Genomic DNA, 19,835 nt, shown 5'->3' with positions numbered 1-19,835 from the left:
CGGAGCCGTACCCAGGTACGGCGAGCACCGCAAGCGCAAGATCGGTCCGCGCAGTAGCTTTACATCGATTAGTCGGCTTGTTTGCGGAGGAAGGCCGGGATCTCGAAGTCGTCCATGCCTCCCGAAGCAAGTGCATCCACCTTGGCCGCCGCCTGCGTCCGATTCGTACGCCACACGCTAGGCACAGCCATATTTCCGTAATCCGGCTGGGCCGCACCCGTGGCCATCTGCGGCGCGCCGGTAGCACCGGCCGCCGTGTTCAGCGTGGGCACGTTGAAAGGCACGTTGTCGGTGCCGGTGCGCAGCACCTGCAGCGGCGGCGCATGGCGGCGCATGCCCTGGCGCGACAGGCCCGTCGCGACCACGGTCACGCGGATCTCGTCGCCCAGCTCGTCGTCATAAGCCGTGCCGTAGATCACGTGCGCATCGGGCGAGGCGTAAGCGCGGATGGTGTTCATCGCGAGCTTGGATTCGCTCAGCTTGAGCGAACCCTTGGCCGCAGAGATCAGCACCAGCACGCCCTTGGCGCCCGACAGGTCAATGCCTTCGAGCAGCGGGCAGGCCACGGCCTGCTCGGCGGCGATGCGCGCGCGGTCAGGGCCGTTGGCCTTGGCCGTGCCCATCATGGCCTTGCCGGGCTCGCCCATCACGGTGCGCACGTCCTCGAAGTCGACGTTCACATGGCCGGGCACATTGATGATTTCGGCAATGCCGCCCACGGCGTTTTTGAGCACGTCGTTGGCATGCGCGAAAGCCTCGTCCTGCGTCACGTCGTCGCCCAGCACTTCGAGCAGCTTCTCATTGAGCACCACGATCAGCGAGTCGACGTTGGCCTCGAGCTCGGCCAGGCCCAGGTCGGCATTCGTCATGCGGCGGCCGCCTTCGAACTCGAAAGGCTTGGTCACCACGCCGACCGTCAGGATGCCCATCTCCTTGGCGATGCGCGCGATCACCGGCGCGGCACCGGTGCCCGTGCCGCCGCCCATGCCGGCGGTGATGAACAGCATGTGCGCGCCGTCGATCGCGCTGCGGATGTCGTCCGCCGCCACTTCGGCCGCGTCGCGGCCCTTGTCGGGCTTGCTGCCCGCGCCCAGGCCGCTGCTGCCCAGCTGGATGGTCTTGTGCGCGCTGCCGCGGCTGAGCGCCTGCGCGTCCGTGTTGGCGCAGATGAATTCGACGCCTTGCACGCCGCATTCGATCATGTGCCCGACGGCATTGCCGCCGCCGCCGCCCACACCGATCACCTTGATCTGTGTGCCCTGGTTGAATTCTTCGATTTCAATCATTTCGATGCTCATTGGGAGCCTCCTAATCAATAAACTGCAGTTGCCAATAATTGGAAATTTGTATTTATGGTTGACACGGCTGTCTCACGCAGGGGGATCCGCCCCGCCCGAATGCATGCAACGCGAGGGCCTGCCGATAAAAGTGGAATAGGTTTTCATGGTCAGAAGTTCCCCACAAACCAGTCTTTGACGCGGCCGAAGGCGTTGTGCACGCTGCCCGCCTTTTGCGACACCTTGTAGCCCCGCATGCGGGCCAGCCGGGCCTCTTCGAGCAGGCCCATGACGGTGGAGGCCCGCGCCTGCGCCACCATGTCCGACAGCGCGCTGGAGTAGCGCGGTATGCCGCGACGCACCGGCTTGAGGAAAATGTCCTCGCCGAGCTCCACCATGCCGGGCATGACGGCGCTGCCGCCGGTGATGACGATGCCGGAAGACAGCACCTCTTCATAGCCCGACTCGCGTATCACCTGCTGGACCAGCGAGAAAATCTCCTCGATGCGCGGCTCGATGACGCCGGCCAGCGCCTGCTTGCTCAGCATGCGCGGGCCGCGGTCGCCCAGGCCCGGGACTTCCACCTGGGTGTCCGGGTCGGCCAGCAGCTGTTTGGCGTAGCCGCTTTCCACCTTGATGTCCTCGGCGTCCTTGGTGGGCGTGCGCAGCGCCATGGCGATGTCGCTCGTGATCAGGTCGCCGGCGATCGGGATCACCGCGGTGTGCCGGATGGCGCCGCCGGTGAAAATCGCGACGTCGGTGGTGCCCGCGCCTATGTCGACCAGCGCGACGCCGAGCTCCTGCTCATCCTGCGTGAGCACCGCCAGGCTGGAGGCCAGCGGGTTGAGCATCAGCTGGTCCACTTCCAGGCCGCAGCGCCGCACACATTTGATGATGTTCTCGGCCGCGCTCTGCGCGCCGGTCACGATGTGCACCTTGGCCTCCAGGCGTATGCCGCTCATGCCTATGGGTTCGCGCACGTCCTGGCCGTCGATGACGAACTCCTGCGGCTCGACCAGCAGCAGGCGCTGGTCGGTCGAGATGTTGATGGCCTTGGCCGTCTCGATCACGCGCGCCACGTCGGCCTGGGTGACTTCCTTGTCCTTGACCGCCACCATACCGCTGGAGTTGATGCCGCGTATGTGGCTGCCGGTGATGCCGGTATAGACACGGGCGATCTTGCAGTCGGCCATCAGCTCGGCCTCCTTCAAGGCCTGCTGGATGCTCTGCACCGTGGCGTCGATGTTGACCACCACGCCGCGCTTCAAGCCGTTGCTGGACGCGATGCCCAGGCCCGCGAGTTTGAGCTCGCCGCCCGGCATGACCTCGGCCACCACGGCCATGACCTTGCTGGTGCCGATGTCCAGCCCAACCACCAGATCCTTGTATTCCTTGGCCATATGTTTACCTTTTTTTCTTTCCGTCTTCTTTGTCGGCGGGGTTGCCCGTGGTCACCCCCCTGAGCCTGATCGCATAACCGTTGGCGTAACGCAGGTCGGCGGACTCCAGGTCCCTTCCGTAGCGCGACGACACCTGCGTCACCGTGGCGATAAAGCGGCGCGTGCGCGCCTCGATTTCCGGCAGCGAGCCGTGGCCGAGTTCGATCACGGCGCCGCTGTCGAGCTGCGCACGCCAGCCGCCCTGGCCGCTGAGCTGCAGTTGCTCCAGCGTGGCGTCCGTCTCGTCGAACAAGGGCCCCAGCGTCTGGTAGGCCTGCAGCACCAAGGGCGCCTGTCCGGGCGGGCCGTTCAGCAACGGCAGGTCTTCCGACTCCACGTCGCCCTGGTTGGCTTCGAACACCTCGCCAAAATTGTTGACCAGCCGCGCGTCACCTTCGGCGCCCCAAAAGGCCACCGGCTTGTGTTCCTGCAGCACCACCTTGAGGCGGTTCGGGAATTCGCGCTGCACCAGCGCCCGCCGTACCCAGGGCACGGACTCGAACACCGCGCGCGTGGCGGCCAGGTCCACCGTGAAAAAGTTGCCGGCCAGCCGCGGCGCCACGTTGGCGCGCAGCGTGACCGCGTTGTTGTGCATCAGATCGCCCTGCACACGGATCGCGCTCAGGCTGAACAGCGACTGGCGCAGCACCCAGGCGACGCCCAGCGCCACGACCATGGCGGCAAACGCCAGGCCCAGGACCACCGAGAAGGTGTTCATGAGCTTGACGTCCAGCGGCATGGCGGTGGGCATAGGCGTTCTGCGCTTCAAGTGGCGCCTCCCCCCTGTTTCTGGTGGTCCAGCGTGGCGGTCTTGAGCACCTCGACGCACAGGTCTTCGTAAGAAATGCCGGCCGCGCGCGCGGACATGGGCACCAGCGAGTGGCCGGTCATGCCGGGCGAGGTGTTGATCTCCAGCAGGTAGGGCTTGCGCGTGGCCTTGTCTATCATCACGTCGGCACGCGCCCAGCCGCGGCAATTGAGGATGCGGAAAGCATCCAGCACCAGCTGCTGGATGACGGCCTCTTCACCCTCGGGAAGCCCGCAGGGCACCAGGTACTGCGTGGTGTCGGTGAAATACTTGTTCTGGTAGTCGTAGTTGCCGTCCGGCGCGACGATGCGTATCACCGGCAGCGCATGCGCGCCGGCGCCGGTGCCCAGTACCGGGCAGGTCACTTCGTCGCCGCTGATGAACTGCTCGCACAGCACGTCGGCATCGAGTTTTTCGGCCTGGGCCACGGCCTCGGCCATGCCTTCGCGGCGGGTGACCTTGGTCAGGCCTATGGAAGAACCCTCGCGCGCGGGTTTGACGATGAGCGGCAGCCCCAGCGCATCGGGCACGGCGGCGATATCGGCCGCGCCGTAAGCGCCGCGGCGCAGCAGACGGTACTGGGGCGTCGGCAAGCCCTCGGAAATCATCACGCGCTTGGTCATGACCTTGTCGATGGCCATGCTGGAGGCCATGACGCCCGAGCCGGTGTAGGGAATGCCCAGCAGTTCCAGCGCGCCCTGTACCGTGCCGTCTTCGCCGAAGCGGCCGTGCAGGGCGATGAAGCAGCGTTCAAAGCCTTCTTTTTTGAGCTCGGCGAGGTCGCGCTCCGCCGGATCGAAGGCATGGGCGTCCACGCCGCGCGAGCGCAGCGCCTTGAGCACGCCGCTGCCCGACATCAGCGAGACCTCGCGTTCGGCCGACTGGCCGCCCATGAGGACGGCGACCTTGCCGAAATTGGGGGAGTTCTGTTTCATGCCCGCGTTCCTTCCAGCATCTCGGCCACCCTGGCGGGCACCTGGCCTATGGAGCCGGCGCCCATGCACATCACGACGTCCCCGCCCAGGGCGTTGTCCACAATCGCCTGCGGCATGGCCTCGATCTCGTCCACAAAGACGGGCTCGACCTTGCCGGCTACGCGCAGCGCGCGCGCCAGCGAACGGCCGTCGGCCGCGACGATGGGCGGCTCGCCGGCGGCATACACCTCGGACAGCAGCACGGCGTCGGCTTGGCCTATGACCTTGACGAAATCCTCAAAACAGTCGCGCGTGCGCGTGTAGCGGTGCGGCTGGAAGGCCAGCACCAGGCGGCGGCCCGGAAAGGCGCCGCGCGCGGCGGCCAGCGTCGCGGCCATTTCCACCGGGTGGTGGCCGTAGTCCTCGATCACGGTGAACTGCCCGCCGCCTTTGGCCGGCATGTCGCCGTAGCTCTGGAAGCGCCGGCCCACGCCGCGAAAATCCGCCAGCGCTTTTTGCACCGCCGCGTCGGGCACATTGAGCTCGACCGCGATGGCAATCGCCGACAGCGCGTTGAGCACGTTGTGTTCGCCCGCCAGGTTGAGCACCACCTCCAGGTCGGGCAGGGTGACGCCGTTGCGCCGCTGCGCCGTGAAATGCATTTGCGCGCCCACGGGCCGCACGTTGACGGCGCGCACCTGCGCGTCCTCGCCGAAGCCGTAGCTGGTGATGGGGCAGGAGACCTGCGGCACGATGTCGCGCACGGCCGGGTCGTCGGTGCACAGGATGGCCGTGCCGTAAAACGGCATGCGGTGCAGGAAGTCGACAAAAGCCTTTTTGAGGTTGCCGAAGTCGTGGCCGTAGGTCTCCATGTGGTCGGCGTCGATGTTGGTGACGACGGCCATTACCGGCAGCAGATTCAGGAAGGAGGCGTCGGACTCGTCGGCCTCGACCACGATGTAGTCGCCCGAGCCTAGCTTGGCGTTGGCGCCCGCGCTGTTCAGGCGCCCGCCGATCACAAAGGTCGGGTCCAGGCCGCCTTCGGCCAGCACGCTGGCCACCAGGCTGGTGGTGGTGGTCTTGCCGTGCGTGCCCGCGATGGCGATGCCTTGCTTGAGGCGCATCAGCTCGGCCAGCATCAGCGCGCGCGGCACCACGGGAATGCGTTTTTCACGCGCCGCCAGCACCTCGGGGTTGTCGGGCTGCACCGCGGTGGAGGTCACCACCGCGTCGACCATGGCGAGGTTGCCCGCGGCATGGCCGACAAAGGTTTTGATGCCGAGTTTTGCCAGGCGCTGCAAGGTGGCGCTGTCCGACAGGTCGGAGCCGGAGATGGCGTAACCGAGGTTGTGTAGCACCTCGGCAATGCCGGACATGCCCGCGCCGCCCAGGCCGATGAAGTGGATGTTCTTGATAGCGTGTTTCATTTCGCCAGCTCCTCGCAGGCGGCCACTACGCGGTCGGTGGCATCGGTTTTTTGCATGGTCTTGGCCTGAAGGGCGCGTTCCAGAAGGGTGTAGCGCCCAGTGGTTTTGAGGATGTTGGCCAGCTTCTCCGGCGTGAGGTCACGCTGCTGGATCAGCCAGCCGCCGCCCTGATCCACCAGGAATTTGGCGTTGGCGGTCTGGTGGTCGTCAACGGCTGCCGGGAAAGGCACAAAGATCGCGGCCGCGCCCACGGCCGCGATCTCGGTCACCGTGCTGGCGCCGGCGCGGCAGATGATGAGGTCGGCATCGGCAAAAGCCTGCGCGGTGTCTTCAATAAAGGGCGTGAGTTCGGCCTGCACGCCGGCGGCCGCGTAATTGGCGCGCAACTCGTCGATCTGCTGGGCGCCGCTCTGGTGCGTGACCTGCGGGCGCTCACCGGCGGGAATCAGCGCCAGTGCCTTGGGCACGAGTTCATTGAGGCCGCGCGCGCCCAGGCTGCCGCCCACCACCAGCAGCTTGAGCGGGCCGCCCCGGTCGGTGAAACGCTGGACCGGGCCGGGCTGGCGCGTGAAGGCCGGCCGCAGCGGGTTGCCTATCCATTCGCCCTTGCGGAACACATTCGGGAAAGCCGTGAAGACGCGGTCGGCCACGCCGGCCAGCACCTTGTTGACCATGCCGGCGACCGAGTTCTGCTCATGCAGCACCAGCGGCTTGCCCAGCAACACGCTCATCATGCCGGCCGGGAAGCTGATGTAGCCGCCCAGGCCCACCACCACGTCGGGCTTGACCCGGCGCACCACCTGTATGCTTTGCCAGAAGGCCTTGAGCAGGCGCAGCGGCAGCAACACCAGCGTCGCCGGCCCTTTGCCGCGCACGCCGGAAAAATCGATGTGCTCGAACGCGAAGCCGCGCGGCGGCACCAGCTGGCTCTCCATGCTGGGCCGGCTTGCGCTGCCCAGGCCGCCCAGCCAGTGCACGCGCCAGCCGCGCTCGCGCAGGGCCTCGGCCACGGCCAGGCCCGGGAAGATGTGGCCGCCGGTTCCGCCGGCCATCACAAGAGCGCAGTGTTGCTTGCTCATGCGCGGCCTCCCCTCATGAGGGTGCGATTCTCGTAGTCAATCCTCAGCACCACCGCCAGCGCCACCAGGTTCATCAAAATGGCCGAACCGCCGTAACTCATCAAGGGCAGCGTCAAGCCCTTGGTCGGCAAGGCGCCCAGGTTCACGCCGATGTTGATAAAGGTCTGGAAACCCATCCAGATGCCCACGCCCTGCGCCACCAGGCCGGCGAAGAGGCGATCCAGCGCGATCGACTGGCGGCCTATGTGCATGATGCGGCGCGTCATCCACATGAAGAGGCCTATCACCGCCAGCACGCCGAGCAGGCCGAACTCCTCGCCGATGACGGCCATCAGGAAGTCGGTGTGGGCCTCGGGCAGCCAGTGCAGCTTTTCAATGCTGCCGCCCAGGCCCACGCCGAAGATCTCGCCGCGGCCGAAGGCGATCAGCGAGTGGGAGAGCTGGTAACCCTTGCCCATGGAATATTTATCACTCCAGGGATCGAGGTAGGCAAAAATCCGCTCGCGCCGCCATTCGCTGAGCATCACCATCAGGCTGAAGGCCACCACCACCACGGCCGCGATGACAAAAAACATGCGCGCATTGACGCCGCCCAGGAAGAGGATGCCCATGGCGATGACGGAGATCACCATGAAGGCGCCCATGTCGGGCTCGGCCAGCAGCAACAGGCCGACGATGGCGATGGCAATCGCCATGGGCATGACGGCGCGGAAGAAGCGCTCCTTGACTTCCATCTTGCGCACCATGTAGTCGGCCGCATAAAGCAGCACCGCGAACTTCGCGAGTTCCGAGGGCTGGAAATTCATGATGCCCAGCGAGATCCAGCGGCGGGCGCCGTTGACGCCCTTGCCGATGAAGGGCACCAGCACCAGGATCAGCAGCAGCAGGGAGACCACGAACAGCCAGGGCGCGAGCTTCTCCCAGGTCGCCAGCGGCACCTGGAAGGCCAGCACGGCGGCGATGAAGGCAACGACCAGCGACAGCATGTGGCGCACCACAAAATGGGTGTGGGCATAACGCGCGAACTTGGGGTTGTCGGGCATGGCCACGGAGGCCGAATACACCATGACCAGGCCCCACATCAGCAGGGCCACCGTGACCCAGAGCAGCGCCTGGTCAAAGCCGGCCATGCGCACGGGCGGCGCCGCCAGCGTGCGCGACAGGCTCTGCCCGCCCAGGCGCACCGGCAGCACGTCGGCCGCGGCCTTGCCGAAGCCGGAGAACCAGCCCGAAAACCGGCCGGAAAGGCGCGCGGCAGCCGTCACAGCACCTCCCCCTGGTCGCGGGCCAGCGCCTGCACCGCATCGCAAAAGACGCGCGCGCGGTGCTCGTAGTTGTCAAACATGTCGAAGCTGGCGCAGGCCGGCGACATCAGCACGGCGTCGCCGGTCTGGGCCTGCTGCGCCGCCAGGGTGACGGCCTCCTCCATCGACGCGGCATCGAACGTCGGGATGTTGCGCGGCAGGACGTCCTTGATCAGGGGCGCGTCGCGCCCTATCAGCACCACGGCGCGCACATGGCGCTGCACCGGGTCGGCCAGCGGCGAGAAATCCTGCCCCTTGCCTTCGCCGCCCAGGATAAGCACCAGCTTGCGTTCCAGGCCCAGCCCCGTGAGCGCCGCCACGGTGGCACCCACATTGGTGCCCTTGCTGTCGTCGAAGTACTCGACATCCTTGACCACGGCCACCGACTCCACGCGATGCGGCTCGCCGCGGTATTCGCGCAAGCCGTGCAGCATGGGCGCCAGGGTGCAGCCCGCGGCCACGGCCAGGCCCAGTGCCGCCAGGGCGTTGGTGGCGTTGTGCCGCCCGCGTATGCGCAGGGCCTCGATGGGCATCAGTCGCTGCACGTGCAGCTCCACCTCTTCGTCCTTGCGGCGCTTGATGGTTTCGTCGGCTTCGGCGGCACGTACCAGCCAGGTCATGCCGTTGACGGTCTCAATGCCGTAGTCGCCGGGGCGTTGCGGCTCGCCCGCGCCGAAGGTGGCATGGGGGCGTAGCTGCGGCGCTTTCAGGCGCACCTTGACGGGCGGCGGCAGCATGGCCATCACGCGCGGGTCGTCACGGTTGAGCAGCATGAAGGTGCTGTTGCCGAACACCTTGGCCTTGGCCGCGACGTAAGCATCCATGTCGCCGTGCCAGTCGAGGTGGTCCTGCGTGATATTGAGCACCACGGCGGCCGTGGGCTCGAAGCCCTGCACGTCGGCCAGCTGGAAACTGGACAGCTCTAGCACCCAGACCTGCGGCAGGGTTTGCGCATCCATGTGGGCCGACAGCGTGTCCAGCAGCGTCGGGCCTATATTGCCCGCCACGGCCACGGTCTTGCCGGCGCGCTGCACCAGCTGGCCCAGCAGCGAGGTCACGGTGGTCTTGCCGTTGGTGCCGGTGATGGCCAGCACCGCCGGCCGGTAACCCGGCTCGGGCTCAACCTGGGCCAATGCCAGCAGGGCGGGCAGCGCCGATTCTTCGCCGGCTTCATCGGGAGCCGGAACGGCATCCGCGGCAAGCGCCATGCTGGCTTCATGCGTGTCGCCCGAAACCTCGGCTGCCAGGGCGGCCTCGCCTTCAGGCTCATCCGCTACATCAGGAGCCTCAACCGGCGGGGCACTTTCGCCAACCGCCTCGGCCGCTTCGGGCATGGCAGCCACATCGGCTGCATCAGGCGAGGGAGCCTCGGCTGGCACCTCGGGGGATGCAGGCGATTCGGCGGGCGCTTCGGCCGCTTCGGCGGCCGGCGGCTCGCGCAAATCCGCCAAGGCCCGCGCGAACAAATCCAGCTCGCCGCCCACGGGCAGGCCCATGGCGCGCGCGGCATCGGCCACGGGGGCGATGGTCGCGGGCGCCAGCCCGGGCGAGCGGTAGACGGCGCGCACGGCCGTGCCCTGCACGAGTTCCGGCGTAAAGGCGCCGCCGACAAAAGCGACGCCCGGCAATTCCTCGCGCAGCGTGGCCAGCAAGGGCGGCGCTTCGCGCGTGTCGGCGACCGTCACATGCGCCCCATGGCGCGCGCACCAGCGCGCCATGGCCAGGCCGGACGCGCCCAGCCCCAGGATCAATACGGTTTGGTCTTGTAAATGCCGCATGCCTGTTTACCTGAGCTTCAAGGTGGAAAGGCCTATGAGGCACAGCAGCATGGTGATGATCCAGAAACGGACCACCACCTGGGTTTCTTTCCAGCCGCTTTTCTCGAAGTGATGGTGCAGCGGCGCCATCTTGAGGATGCGCCGGCCTTCGCCGTAGCGCTTCTTGGTGTACTTGAACCAGGTCACCTGCATCATCACGGAGAGCGCCTCCACGACGAAGATGCCACCCATGATGGCCAGCACGATTTCCTGGCGCACGATGACGGCAATGGTGCCCAGCGCGGCGCCCAGGGCCAGCGCGCCCACGTCGCCCATGAAGACCTGGGCCGGGTGCGTGTTGAACCACAGGAAGGCCAGGCCGGCGCCCGCCATGGCCGAGCAGAAGATCAGCAGTTCGCCGGAGCCGGGGATGTGCGGGAAGAACAGGTATTTGGAATAAACCGAGCTGCCGGTGACATAGGCGAACACGCCCAGCGCCGAGCCCACCATGACCACCGGCATGATGGCCAGGCCGTCCAGGCCGTCGGTCAGGTTGACGGCATTGCTGGAGCCCACGATCACCAGGTAGGTCAGGATCACAAAACCGAAAACGCCCAGCGGATAGCTGATTTCCTTGACAAAGGGCACCAGCAGGCCGGCCTTGGGGGGCAGGTTCACGTCAAAGCCCGACTGCACCCAGCTGAAGAACAGTTCGAGCACGCGCAGGTTGGAGCTCTCGGAAATGCTGAACACCAGGTACAGCGCAGCGACCAGGCCGATCAGGGACTGCCACAGGTATTTCTCGCGCGAGCGCATGCCTTCCGGGTCCTTGAGCACGACCTTGCGCCAGTCGTCCGCCCAGCCGATGGCGCCAAAACCCAGCGTGACGATGAGCACGATCCAGACAAAGCGGTTGGACAGGTCGAACCACAACAATGTGGAAATGCCTATGGCCAGCAGGATCAGCACACCGCCCATGGTGGGCGTGCCGCTTTTGCTCAGATGCGTCTGCATGGCGTACTGGCGTATGGGCTGGCCGATCTTGAGCGAAATCAGGCGCCGGATCACAAAGGGACCGGCGAGCAGGCCTATCAGCAGCGCCGTGAGCGCGGCCATGACGGCGCGGAAGGTCAGGTACTGGAACACCCGGAAGAACCCGAACTCGGGCGAAATCGACTGAAGCCATTGGGCCAGGCTAAGCAGCATGGGGCCCTCCCTTGTTTTGGTAATGTGTTTGATCTGCGTGGGCCGTGATGGCCTGGACCACACGCTCCATCTTCATGAAGCGCGAGCCCTTGACCAGCACGCTGCCGGTGTGGGGCAACTCAGCCAGCACGGCGGCGGCGAGTTCATCCATGCCGGCAAAAACCTGCGCGCCGCCGAAAGCGGCCGCGGCCTGCTTCGACTGCTCGCCCAGGGTGAAGAGTTTTTCAATGCCCAGCGCGCGCGCATGGCGCCCGGCTTCGTCGTGGAACTGCGGCCCCTGGTCGCCGACCTCGCCCATGTCGCCCATCACCATCAGGCGCGGGCCGGGCAGCTCGGCCAGGACTTCCAGCGCAGCGTGCATGGAATCGGGATTGGCGTTGTAGCTGTCGTCGACCAGCGTCAGCACCCGGCCCGGCAGGGCCACGGCAATCGCGCGCGAGCGGCCCTTGACCGGCACAAAGGCCGAGAGCCCCGCGCAGATGGCGGCCAGCGGCACACCGGCCGCCAGTGCGCAGGCCGTGGCGGCCAGCGCGTTCTTGACGTTGTGCCGGCCGGCGATGTGCAGCGAAAATTCCGCCGCGCCGGCCGGCGTGGCGGCGGCCACCTTCCAGCAGCCGTTTTCCCATTGCGCGCTGCCGGTGACGTCGGCCGGGCCCGAGAGCGCGAAGCTCAGCACCTTGCGCTGGCCCACGAGTTCGCGCCACAGCGGGGTGTAATCGTCGTCCGCCGGGAAGACCGCCGTGCCGGCCGCATCCAGCGACTGGAACACCGAGCCGTTTTCGCGCGCCACCGCTTCCACCGTGGCCATGAATTCCAGGTGTTCGCGCTGCGCGTTGTTGACCAGCGCGACGGTGGGCTTGCTGAGTTCGGCCAGGTAGGCGATCTCGCCGGGGTGGTTCATGCCGAGCTCGACCACGCCCGCCTCGTGCGCGGCAGTCAGGCGCAGCAGCGTGAGCGGCACGCCGATGTCGTTGTTAAGGTTGCCTTCGGTAGCGAAGGCCTTGTCGGCTTTCCAGGCACGCAGGATGGCCGCGATCATTTGCGTGACGGTGGTCTTGCCGTTGCTGCCGGTGACCGCCACCAGCGGCAGGCGGAACTGCGAGCGCCAGCCGGCCGCCAGTTGCCCCAGCGCCAGGCGCGTGTCGGCCACTTCAAGCCCGGGCAAGCCGGCCTGCGCCAGCCCATGGTGGGCGATGGCCGCGACAGCGCCTTGCGCCTTGGCCTGGGCGAGGAAGTCATGCGCGTCAAAACGTTCGCCCTTGAGCGCCACAAACAGGTCGCCGGCCTGCAGGCTGCGCGTATCGGTGTTGACGCGCAAGGCCTGCACGCCGGCATCGCCCACCAGCCGGGCACCGGGCAGCCAATCCAGGGCTTGCTGCAGGCGCATCATGGCCGGCCCCCTTGCGGCGCCGCGGCCAGGGCATCGAGCGCCGCCTGCGCATGTTCGCGGTCGGAGAATGGCAGCTTGGCGCCGCCGATTTCCTGGAAACTTTCGTGGCCTTTGCCCGCCAGCAGCACCACGTCGTCGGGACCGGCCAGGCTCAAGGCGTGCTTGATGGCTGCCGCCCGGTCGGCCTGCACATGCACGGCGTCGCGGTGGCTCAGGCCCAGCAGCACCTGGCAGATGATGGCCAGCGGGTTCTCGCTGCGCGGGTTGTCACTGGTGACCACCACCTGGTCGGCATTTTTTTCGGCCACGGCCGCCATCAGCGGGCGCTTGGTGGCATCGCGGTTGCCGCCGCAGCCGAACACGCACCAGAGCTGGCCGCCGCGGCGCGCCGCCGCCGGCCGCAGCGCCAGCAGCACTTTCTCGAGCGCGTCGGGCGTGTGGGCGTAATCGATGACCACAAGCGGCCGGCCTGGTACGGCCAGGGTCTCGGTGCGGCCGGGCACCGGCAGCAGGTCGGTGCAGGCCTTCACCGCGTCGGCCAGCGGCACCCCCATGGCGCGCAAGGCACCCAGCACGCCCAGCAGGTTGGACACGTTGTACTGGCCCACCAGCCGCGTGGCCAGCCTGTGGCTTTCGGCGCCCTCGGCCACTTCAAAGCTCAGGCCGTCGCTGCCGTGCGTTATCTTGCGCGCCTGCAGGCGGGCCGGCTCCGTGCAGGAGACGGTCCAGAGATCCAGGCCGCTGCCGGCCAGGGAATCCTTGAGTTCATCGCCCTTGGCGTCGTCGATGTTGATGACCGCCGCCTTCAGGCCGGGCCAGCCGAACAGCGCGGCCTTGGCCTCCCAATAGGCCTCCATGGAGGCGTGGTAGTCGAGGTGGTCCTGCGTGAAATTGGTGAAAATGGCGACCTCGATGGCGGTCGCGTCCAGGCGATGCTCCACCACACCTATGGAGGAGGCCTCCAGCGCGCAGGCAGCAAAACCCTGGTCGGCGAAACGCCGCAATTCCTGCTGCAGCAGCACCGGGTCGGGCGTGGTCAGGCCGTTGGAAACCATGGCGCCGGGCTCGCCCGTGCCCAGCGTGCCGATAAGGCCGCATTTGCGCCCCAGGCGGCCCTGGGCCTGCGCCAGCCACCAGGCGGTGGAGGTCTTGCCGTTGGTGCCGGTGACGGCGCAAATGCGCAGCTGACGGCTGGGCTCATTGAAATAAGCCGCGGCGATGGGACCGGTGGCGGCCTTGAGGCCGGCATATTCCGCGACCTTGGCGTCCTGGAAGCCGTAGGCCGCTGCACCCTCCTGCTCGACCAGGCAGGCAGCGGCGCCCGCTTCCAGCGCGGCGCCCACGAATTTTCGCCCGTCGGTGGCGGCGCCGGGCCAGGCGATAAAACCGTCGCCCCGGGCCAGCTTGCGGCTGTCTGTGCGCAGGCTGCCGCTCACGCGCTCGCGCAGCCAGCCGGCGGCCTGCTCAGGGGTGTGGAGCTGCGTGCTCAAAACGACTCCTCCACGGCCTGGGTGGTGATTTGCGGCTTGACGCTCATGTCGGGCTGCACGCCCATCATGCGCAGGGTCTGCTGCACGACCTCGCTGAAAACAGGCGCGGCGGCCACGCCGCCGAAGTAGTTGCCGTCGCTGGGCTCGTCGATCATCACGCCGACGATGATGCGCGGGGCCTCTATGGGCGCCATGCCGGTGAACCAGGCGCGGTATTTGTTGGTGGCATAACCTTTGCCGACTTGCTTGTGCGCGGTTCCCGACTTGCCGCCCACCGAATAGCCCACGGTTTGCGCCAGCGGGCCGGTGCCGCCGGGGGCGGCGGCCATCTGCAGCATGCGGCGAACGGCATGCGCATTCGCCGCAGAAAACACCTGCACGCCCACCGCGGGCTCGCTGCTCTTGAGCATGGTGACGGGAATGATCTGGCCGTCGTGCGCGAACGCGGTGTAAGAGTGCGCCATCTGGAACAGCGAGGCCGACAGCCCGTAGCCGTAGGCCATGGTCGCCTGCTCGACAGGACGCCAGGTTTTCCAGGGCCGCACACGCCCCGTGACCGCGCCGGGGAACTGGATCTGCGGTTTTTGTCCGTAACCCAGCGCCATATAGGTTTCCCACATTTCCTGCGGGCTCATCTTCTGGGCGATCTTCAGCGCCCCGACGTTGCTGGATTTCTGGATGACGCCCTCCACCGTCAGCGTCCCGTAGTTGTGGGTGTCGCTGATGGTGAAGCCGCCCAGGTTGTAGCGGCCGGGACCGGTTTCGATGATGGTTTGCGGCTTGATGCGCCCGGCTTCCAGCGCCATGGCCACCGTGATCGGTTTCATCGTGGAGCCGGGTTCGAAGGTGTCGGTGAGGGCCCGGTTGCGCAATTGCTCGCCGGTCAGGTTTTTCCGCCTGTCGGGCACGTAACTGGGATAGTTCACCAGCGCCAGCACCTCGCCGGTGGTGGAGTCCAGCACCACGACACTGCCGGCCTTGGCCTTGCGCGCGATGACCGCGTCGCGCAGCTTCTGGTAGGCGAAGAACTGCACCTTGCTGTCTATGCTGAGCTGGATGTCCTTGCCTTCGACGGGAGGCATCTGCTCGCCGACGTCCTCCACGACACGGCCCAGGCGGTCCTTGATCACGCGGCGCGAACCGGCCTTGCCCGCCAGGTCCTTGTTGAAGGCCAGCTCAATGCCTTCCTGGCCGCGGTCCTCGACGTTGGTAAAGCCCACCACGTGGGCCGTGGTTTCACCTTCGGGATACTGGCGCTTGTATTCCTTGCGCTGGTAAATGCCCTTGATGCCGATGGCGTGGATTTTTTGCGCCACCGGTTCGTCGACCTGGCGCTTGAGCCAGACAAAGGTCTTGTCCTCGTCGCCCAGCTTCTTGTTGACGTCCGCCAGCGGCATTTCCAGCAGCGTGGCGAGCTCGGCAAGCTGCGCCTTGCTGGCCTGGACGTCTTCGGGAATGGCCCAGATGCTGGAGGCCGGCACGCTGGACGCGAGGATCAGGCCGTTGCGGTCCAGGATGCGGCCGCGGTTGGCGGGCAGCTCCAGCGTGCGGGCAAAACGCACTTCACCCTGTTTCTGGAAGAACTCATTGCCGAAAATCTGGATGTAGGCCGCCCGGCCGGCCAGCCCGGCAAAGGCCAGCGCGATGCCGGCCACGATGAACTTGCTGCGCCAGACCGGTGTCTTGCTGGCCAGCAGGGGGCTGGACGAATAAAGCACGCTGCGGCTCATGGCTTGGTGCCTTCCGCTGCGGAGGCCGCCACGGCCGCAGCGGCCGGGGCGTCCTTGTAGGTCACGTACTGGGTGATGGCCGGCGTCACCGTGCGCATCTGCAGGCGCTCCTTGGCCAGCTTCTCGACCTTCAGGGGCGTGGCCTGGGCGCGCTTTTCCACCTGCAGGCGTTCGTTGTCCATTTCGATTTTCCGCGCCTCGGCCGTCGCCTTTTCAAGCTCGACATACAGGCGGCGCGACTCGTACTGGGTGCGCACGAGATACAGCGCGCTGGCCAGCACGGCAAGGAGCAGCACGAGGTTCAGCCTGGCCATGACTGTGCTCCGGCTTTCATGCGGCCACCTCGGTGCGTTCGGCAACGCGCATCACCGCGCTGCGCGAACGCGGGTTGCCTTCCACCTCTTGCTCGCTGGGCTTGGTGCGGCCCAGGGCCTTGAGCTGCATGGCCTTGGGTTCGGCGAAAGGCGCGCGGCGGTCGAACACCTCGCGCGAATGCGCGGCGATGAACTGTTTGACGATGCGGTCTTCGAGCGAATGAAAACTGATCACCACCAGACGGCCTCCCGGTCGGAGAACTTTCAGCGACGCGGCTAGCGCCTGTTGCAGCTCTTCAAGCTCGGCGTTGATGAAAATCCGAAGAGCCTGAAATGTGCGCGTTGCAGGGTCCTTGCCCGGCTCGCGGGTTTTGACCGCGCCAGCCACGACTTCGGCCAGCTCAGCGGTGGTTCGAAGAGGGCCCCGTTCCTGTCGGCGACGATCAATCGCCTTTGCAATCTGTTGAGCAAACCGTTCTTCGCCATATTCACGAATCACCTCCGCCATGGTTTCTATGGATGCATCCGCCAGCCACTCGGCCACGCTCTGGCCACGCGTGGTGTCCATGCGCATGTCCAGCGGCCCCTCCTGCCGAAACGAAAATCCGCGCTCCGGGTTGTCGATCTGCGGCGAGCTCACGCCCAGGTCCATCAGCACGCCGTCCGCGCTGGCGGCGGGCAACTGGCCCAGTTGCATGAAACCCTCGTGGCGGATGGAAAAGCGCGGGTCGGTGATGGTCTGCGCCTCGGCGATGGCGTCGAGGTCTTTGTCGAAGGCGGTGAGCCGCCCTTGGGGCGAGAGTTGCGACAGCAACAGCCGTGAATGGCCGCCGCGCCCGAAGGTCGCGTCGACGTAGTGGCCGTCCGGGTTGACAAGAAGCGCCGCTATGGCTTCGTTCAACAGGACGGTACGGTGTATCCATGTGCCGTTCACCGTCTTCTTTCAGAACGAAAAGTCTCTGAAGACATCGGGCATTTCGCCCTTCATCTGCTCGGCTTCCTGGGCCGCGTAGGTGGCGGCATCCCAGAGCTCGAAGTAGCTGCCCATGCCCAGCAGCACCGTATCCTTGCTGATGCCCGCCGCCGCGCGCAGTTCGGGCGACACCAGCACGCGGCCGGTGGCGTCCATGTCCACGTCCATGGCGTTGCCGAGAAAGATGCGCTTCCACCACTGTGCCTGCATCGGCAGCGAGGCGATACGCTCTCGGAATTTTTCCCACTCGTTGCGAGGGAAAATCATCAGGCAGCCGTGCGGATGTTTGGTGATGGTGAGCTGACCGGAAGCGGTGGCGCTCAGCACGTCACGATGCCGGGTCGGCACGGAGAGCCGACCCTTGGTATCGAGAGCTAACGATGAGGCGCCTTGAAACACTGCTACAAACCTTTGGAAAACACTTTTCACCACTAAATTGCACTTCTTCCCACTTTAGCAGGAAACCATTTGCAAACAAGGGATTTGAAACAAATTTTTTCAATGAAATCAAGGACTTAGAAGCTTCTTTGGATGCGAAGTCAAAATCAAAAAGTGTTCTAAATTAAGCACTTAGCCGATGCAATGAAAGTATTGCTTTAAGGCAGGAGTCCCCAGGCGGAGACAGCGGTGCGCAAAGCGGGACTATTTCCCTTTTTCGCGGCCATATAGCGCGCGACAGCCGCGGGCAAGCGCGAAAAAACACGGCGCGAGGCGCGCCATCAGGAGTGAAAGAGGGAAAGCCCGGGCAGCGCCAGGCTCACTGCGGGTGATTCGGGCCGTCAAAGCCGGTTGAACAGCCCCTGCGCGGGACTGCAGACAGAGTGGGACGGCGTCAGTCGACGCGGACCATGACCCTGGCGTGCTCGGTGATGCCGATCACATTGAAGAAAGCGGCCACGAGGCGGTTGACATCGGAAAACTGCACGGCGCGGTTCTCGGCTTCGCGGGCCGACACCCAGTTCAGCAGCGTCCCCGCCGCGGAAAAATCAACGCGGATCAGCTTGGAGCAGGAGATCAGCATCATGTCCGCGCCCATCAGCTTGGCCTCGAGCTTGTCGAGCACCGCGATCGCGTCGCCCTGCACCTGGCCGGACAACTCCACCGACAGCAGGTTGCTCATCTGCGAACTCGGCGCATCCATCTGAGTGTCGCCCTCGATGGCGCTGAGGCTGGAAGGCACCGAATCGCGGTAGACGTCGCCGATGATGGCCTGGCCGCTCAAAACGCCGCCCTGGGCGTCTATGGGCTTGTATTCGCAGCGTGCGCTGTCCCAGGCCGGCGGGGAGACTTCATAGGTGACGCAGAAGTCGAGCGCCGCGAGTTCGAAGTCGTCGGGCCGGTGCGTGACACGCAGCGCCTCCATGCGCAAAAGCCACCAAGCCTGGACCGTGTCGCGGCTGCCCGAGGGCGTGGCGTCCTGCAGCACCTTCTGCAGCTGCGCATCGCCCATGAAGCGCAGCTGGACGGGCTGGGCCGCCCAGCTGCTGAAAACCTTGTACAGCGGCTCCACCGCGGCAGCCTCGATGGTCTTGAGGTTTTTCCAGTCCAGCCGCCACGGCATGGGCGCCTTGGCCATGGCCGCCTTGAGCGTGGCCACCGTCTGTATGCCCAGTGTGGAAGGGCATACCCAGTCGGCGGCGGGGCCGTTGCTGGACTTGCCGCCTGCCGGTTCGGTGAGCTTTTTCACCATGTCGGGCATGGAAAACCACTGCGGCGCCGACCGGTCAAAACGCTCGACGAACTGGATGGCGGCTGTTTCGAACTTGTCTTGCTGGGCCGTCGCGCGGTACAGGTCGAACAGCGTCAGCCAGGTATCGGCATGGCCGGCGCGCGAACCGTTCGGGGCCAGGATTTCGAGCAGTCCGGCTTCGGCCCCGGCGTCGTCGCCATTGGCAAAGCGGATGGCCGCCTCTTCGAGTTCGGCGTCATGCTCGACCCCTTCATCGACATCGACGGCGCTGAATTTGGAATGCGAAAAACCGGAGCTGCCGTCGTCGCTGCGGGCGCTGATACCCGCCAGCCCACCGGGCAAGCCAACGGGCGCGGGAGGAGCGGCGGGGGCAGGAGCGGGGCTTGGGGCGGGCGGCCTGGCCGCTGGCGCACCGCCGGCACGCGCTTCCGCAAGCGCGATGGACAAGGAATCGGGCGCGGTGGGCGAAGCGTCCAGCGGCGCGGCTTCCGTCGGCTCGGGTTTTTTAAAGCCCGGGGTTTGCAGGCCCGCCGGGGCCGTGGCCCGATAAGCGGTCGGCAAGGCGTTGTCCAGCAGCGGCGCCTGCACCGAGGGGTTCCTGGCGCCCGTGGGCGAGGCATGCGGAGGAGTGCTGTCTGGAATCCCGCCATTCTTGGTTTTCCACCACTGCATGGACATCTGCGCTTCGATCTCGTCGATCTTCTTGAGCGTGGTGGCCCTGTCGTCCGGCTTGGACGGCATGCTGCTCTGAAAGAAGGAAGGCCGCCCGGTCGGATCCTGGCCCACGCCCACCATGGCCTCGCGCTTGCGCATCTTGCGCAGCATGTCGAATTCGCGTTTGCGCACGAAATCGTTCTGCCGCTTGCGCTCTATCATCTCCTTGAGCAGCTGCTTGCTCATGGCATCGTCCCGGTCCGTGGCCGCCGCGTCCAGGTCGGCCCAGTTCGTGGCCGGATTCCGGACGAACTTCACCATCTTGGACAGCAGGCCTGAAGCGGTATCTTCTTTGGACATGGTCGGACGACTAAAAATACTTC

Annotated in this window: 16 protein-coding genes; all 16 read right to left on the bottom strand. The window is 66.1% G+C overall.

Annotated features, from left to right (window positions below):
* Window positions 1-68: 68 nt before the first annotated feature.
* Entirely contained in the window at window positions 69-1,298 is a 1,230-nt protein-coding gene (gene ftsZ / locus AC1D09_RS02405) for a cell division protein FtsZ (RefSeq protein WP_477661434.1), read from the bottom strand.
* A gap of 149 nt (window positions 1,299-1,447) precedes the next feature.
* Complete coding sequence (gene ftsA / locus AC1D09_RS02400; protein ID WP_007864797.1) at window positions 1,448-2,677, bottom strand: cell division protein FtsA; 1,230 nt, start codon at window positions 2,675-2,677, stop codon at window positions 1,448-1,450.
* A gap of 4 nt (window positions 2,678-2,681) precedes the next feature.
* Entirely contained in the window at window positions 2,682-3,467 is a 786-nt protein-coding gene (locus tag AC1D09_RS02395; protein ID WP_477661435.1) for a cell division protein FtsQ/DivIB, read from the bottom strand.
* 14 nt (window positions 3,468-3,481) lie between these two features.
* Window positions 3,482-4,459 carry a D-alanine--D-alanine ligase gene (locus tag AC1D09_RS02390; RefSeq protein ID WP_477661436.1) on the bottom strand — a complete coding sequence of 326 codons (978 nt, stop codon included), beginning with the start codon at window positions 4,457-4,459 and terminating at the stop codon, window positions 3,482-3,484.
* Entirely contained in the window at window positions 4,456-5,865 is a 1,410-nt protein-coding gene (murC, locus tag AC1D09_RS02385; protein ID WP_477661437.1) for a UDP-N-acetylmuramate--L-alanine ligase, read from the bottom strand. Before murC ends, AC1D09_RS02390 begins: the two co-directional genes overlap by 4 nt.
* Complete coding sequence (murG, locus tag AC1D09_RS02380) at window positions 5,862-6,944, bottom strand: undecaprenyldiphospho-muramoylpentapeptide beta-N-acetylglucosaminyltransferase (protein WP_477661438.1); 1,083 nt, start codon at window positions 6,942-6,944, stop codon at window positions 5,862-5,864. Before murG ends, murC begins: the two co-directional genes overlap by 4 nt.
* Window positions 6,941-8,209, bottom strand: coding sequence for a putative lipid II flippase FtsW (ftsW, locus tag AC1D09_RS02375; RefSeq protein ID WP_074576195.1), 1,269 nt, complete (start codon window positions 8,207-8,209; stop codon window positions 6,941-6,943). Before ftsW ends, murG begins: the two co-directional genes overlap by 4 nt.
* A complete protein-coding gene (murD, locus tag AC1D09_RS02370; protein WP_477661439.1) occupies window positions 8,206-10,026 on the bottom strand; it encodes a UDP-N-acetylmuramoyl-L-alanine--D-glutamate ligase in 1,821 nt (606 codons plus the stop codon). Before murD ends, ftsW begins: the two co-directional genes overlap by 4 nt.
* Window positions 10,027-10,032: 6 nt before the next feature.
* On the bottom strand, window positions 10,033-11,211 hold the full coding sequence (mraY, locus tag AC1D09_RS02365; RefSeq protein WP_074576190.1) for a phospho-N-acetylmuramoyl-pentapeptide-transferase: 1,179 nt from the start codon (window positions 11,209-11,211) through the stop codon (window positions 10,033-10,035).
* Window positions 11,201-12,601, bottom strand: a complete 1,401-nt coding sequence (locus AC1D09_RS02360) for a UDP-N-acetylmuramoyl-tripeptide--D-alanyl-D-alanine ligase (protein ID WP_477661440.1) — start codon at window positions 12,599-12,601, stop codon at window positions 11,201-11,203. Before AC1D09_RS02360 ends, mraY begins: the two co-directional genes overlap by 11 nt.
* Window positions 12,598-14,091, bottom strand: coding sequence for a UDP-N-acetylmuramoyl-L-alanyl-D-glutamate--2,6-diaminopimelate ligase (locus tag AC1D09_RS02355; RefSeq protein ID WP_477700915.1), 1,494 nt, complete (start codon window positions 14,089-14,091; stop codon window positions 12,598-12,600). Before AC1D09_RS02355 ends, AC1D09_RS02360 begins: the two co-directional genes overlap by 4 nt.
* Window positions 14,088-15,821, bottom strand: coding sequence for a peptidoglycan D,D-transpeptidase FtsI family protein (locus AC1D09_RS02350; RefSeq protein WP_477661442.1), 1,734 nt, complete (start codon window positions 15,819-15,821; stop codon window positions 14,088-14,090). Before AC1D09_RS02350 ends, AC1D09_RS02355 begins: the two co-directional genes overlap by 4 nt.
* Window positions 15,818-16,135 carry a cell division protein FtsL gene (ftsL, locus tag AC1D09_RS02345; RefSeq protein WP_477661443.1) on the bottom strand — a complete coding sequence of 106 codons (318 nt, stop codon included), beginning with the start codon at window positions 16,133-16,135 and terminating at the stop codon, window positions 15,818-15,820. Before ftsL ends, AC1D09_RS02350 begins: the two co-directional genes overlap by 4 nt.
* 16 nt (window positions 16,136-16,151) lie before the next feature.
* Complete coding sequence (gene rsmH, locus AC1D09_RS02340; RefSeq protein ID WP_477661444.1) at window positions 16,152-17,069, bottom strand: 16S rRNA (cytosine(1402)-N(4))-methyltransferase RsmH; 918 nt, start codon at window positions 17,067-17,069, stop codon at window positions 16,152-16,154.
* A 9-nt stretch (window positions 17,070-17,078) separates the two neighbouring features.
* The gene (mraZ, locus tag AC1D09_RS02335; RefSeq protein WP_074576178.1) at window positions 17,079-17,507 is read right to left on the bottom strand and encodes a division/cell wall cluster transcriptional repressor MraZ; all 429 of its coding nucleotides are present in this window, start codon (window positions 17,505-17,507) and stop codon (window positions 17,079-17,081) included.
* Between the two features lie 433 nt (window positions 17,508-17,940).
* Entirely contained in the window at window positions 17,941-19,812 is a 1,872-nt protein-coding gene (locus AC1D09_RS02330; protein ID WP_477661445.1) for an STAS domain-containing protein, read from the bottom strand.
* Between the last annotated feature and the right edge of the window lie 23 nt (window positions 19,813-19,835).

It is taken from the genome of Polaromonas sp. P1_A2 (assembly GCF_056406895.1).
Note: the sequence above shows the minus strand (reverse complement) of the source record. Positions and strands in the feature narration are given on the sequence as shown.